The sequence below is a fragment of the Bacteroidota bacterium genome (assembly GCA_039111535.1).
In the GTDB taxonomy this organism is placed as follows: domain Bacteria; phylum Bacteroidota; class Rhodothermia; order Rhodothermales; family JAHQVL01; genus JBCCIM01.
The window spans coordinates 1-2,349 of the sequence record JBCCIM010000346.1; the positions used below are offsets into that span (position 1 = coordinate 1).

Below are 2,349 nucleotides of genomic sequence, written 5' to 3' on the forward strand. Positions count from 1 at the left end.
AAGCAATTCATTGCGCGCCAATACAGACAGGGCGTTGCTTAATGCTTTTGTTCAGGGAAGTTACAAGCTGAATGGGGGGGCCGAAATCGGACTCTCTTACATGTTGATTGATGGGGACTATGGCATTGCGCCAGAAGGCCACGTTGATCCAGATGAATCAAGCGTTCGGTTTTGGCGATTCCCTGAATTTGCGAACTCAACCGTTGTCATGAATGCAAGTGTACCGCTGGGAGCGACGTCAATTGTCCGCGGCGCAGTGTGGGGGAGCTGGTTCAGGCAGCACATCAATGCATATACCTCGGGCAATTACGAATTGCTCGAAGACCAGCAACAAGATGAAGACAACACGCTGGGGAGCCGCATTACGTTTAATCAGGAAGTAGGTAAAGGGCTCTTAAGCCTTGCTTTCAATGGTTTGCAGTCTGTTCATCTCGAGAAAACGCTCGAAACCCAGGAAGATGGGAGTCTGCCGGCTGCTTCTTCGGTGGCAGCTCAGGAATACGAGCAGTTTGTGTTTAGCGTTGGTGGGGAGTATGGGGTGCCTGTATCAGATATTTTGCGCTTAACAGTAGGCGGGAGTCTCGACGGCATTGCCACCCCTCAAACGGGTGACAAGCCCTCCAGGGATGCGCAGACGGCATTTGGTGCGTCGGGCGGCATGCAATACCAGCTTGCCCCGACGTGGCTGTTTCGTGCCTCGTTAGGGCGCAAGGTGCGATTTCCAACGATGCGAGAACTCTTTGGCGTAGCACTCAACCGCTTTTTGCTCAACCCGGATTTGAAGCCTGAATCTTCCTTTGTATCTGAGGTTGCCCTGATAACCAATGGCGCCTTCTTGAGCGGTGAAATTATTGGATTTTACCAGCGCACCTTTGATACGATCGACCAAGAGCGTGTTACGGTTGATGATGTTTCTTTGCGCCGGCGCATTAACCTCGATGGAAGCAGGGTTTTTGGTGTGGAGCTGGTGGGCAGTGCCCGACCTGTACAGGCAATTACCTTGAATGGACACCTCACTGTAATGAAACCGCGTGGCATTGAGGGGGATGATACCGTTTTCCTGACCGAGAAGCCGGCAATACTGGGAAGCCTCGGTGTTAGGCACACAAGTCGCTCCGGTTTGACACTGTCTACTGAAGGCACCTATACCGGGCGTGCTTATGGTCGCAACGATGACAATGAGCTTGTGCCGCTGGTGAAGTCGCTGGTGATGGATCTTAAAGCAGCATATCTGTTTTCGCTGCGCAATGGTAGCGTGTACAATGAGGTGTTTTTGCGCGTAGATAATGTCTTTGATACCGAAACACTGCCGCAATTGGGCCTGCCGGGTGCTGGACGCTTTTTGAGTGCCGGCGTCAATGTGTCATTCTAGACCATTCAGGTGCTGCCTCGTCCGCTCGGTGATTCACACGGTCATCATCATTTCTATGTACGACAGTGCTTCTTCAACATTTGAGTTGACGAGCTGATCAAGAGCTTCCAGCTTTTCCTGGTCACCTTCTGCCAGGTGCATAAAAGAAGCCGGCATGGCAACTTCGATGGGAGCAAACTCCACTTCTTCGTTTTCAGCTGCAGCTTGCTGGGCATATTTGCGTGCATCTGTGGCTGTACAAAGCTGCATGGCAATTGCTGAACTTGCTGAGAGGACAAGCGCAATTGTGCGGTGGTCTGGCTGCGTAATCTCACCTGGTTTTTGGTACGATTCAATCAGGGTTGTTACTAACTCTGGGAAATTCCAGTATTGTCCGGCCAATGCGCCAATGGAAGAATGATCGATGCCCAGCATGCTCGTTTCATCAGCAGCAGAGGGGATGTACAGTTCGTTGTTTTCGCGAAACAGCTGCTCGTAGGCATCGGGCAGGTTGTACATCAGTACAAAACGACCAATGTTGTGTAACAGGCCGGCAGTGAACGCTGATGCTTTGTCGGGCAGCCTCAAGTGCTGACTAATCAGATTGGTGTAATATCCAGCGCCAACGCTTACCCGCATGATGCGATCGATCATTTCGGTCTGCGTGCGCGAGTTAAAGTTTTTCTTGAGCCCGATGTAGCCGGAGGCCAGCACGATGTTACACACCTCGATAAAGCCAATCATCAGGATAGCTTTACGGATGTCCTGAAAATGCTGCCGCATCCCGTAAAACGCCGAATTGATCCGTTTTAGTACAGAGGCGACAACGAGGGGGTCCATATGGACAATGTTGATCAATCGGTCCGTATCGGGCATGCCACTGGCATTCAATAGGTCCGATATCTCAGCAACTGTACGTGACAGCGGTGGGAACTGGAGGTCAAAATCGAAGAAAAGTCGCGGTTGCTGGTCGATTTCCATGAAGGCCTTCAGAATTG

General features: G+C 51.3%; 2 protein-coding genes. One reads left to right on the forward strand and one right to left on the reverse strand.

From position 1 onward, the window contains the following. Positions 1-1,372, forward strand: a 1,372-nt coding sequence (locus tag AAF564_26675) for a TonB-dependent receptor (protein MEM8489157.1), incomplete at its 5' end; no start/stop codon positions are given. Positions 1,373-1,405: 33 nt separating this feature from the next. Here AAF564_26675 and AAF564_26680 read toward each other — a convergent pair. Then, positions 1,406-2,349, reverse strand: a 944-nt coding sequence (locus AAF564_26680; GenBank protein ID MEM8489158.1) for an HDOD domain-containing protein, incomplete at its 5' end; no start/stop codon positions are given.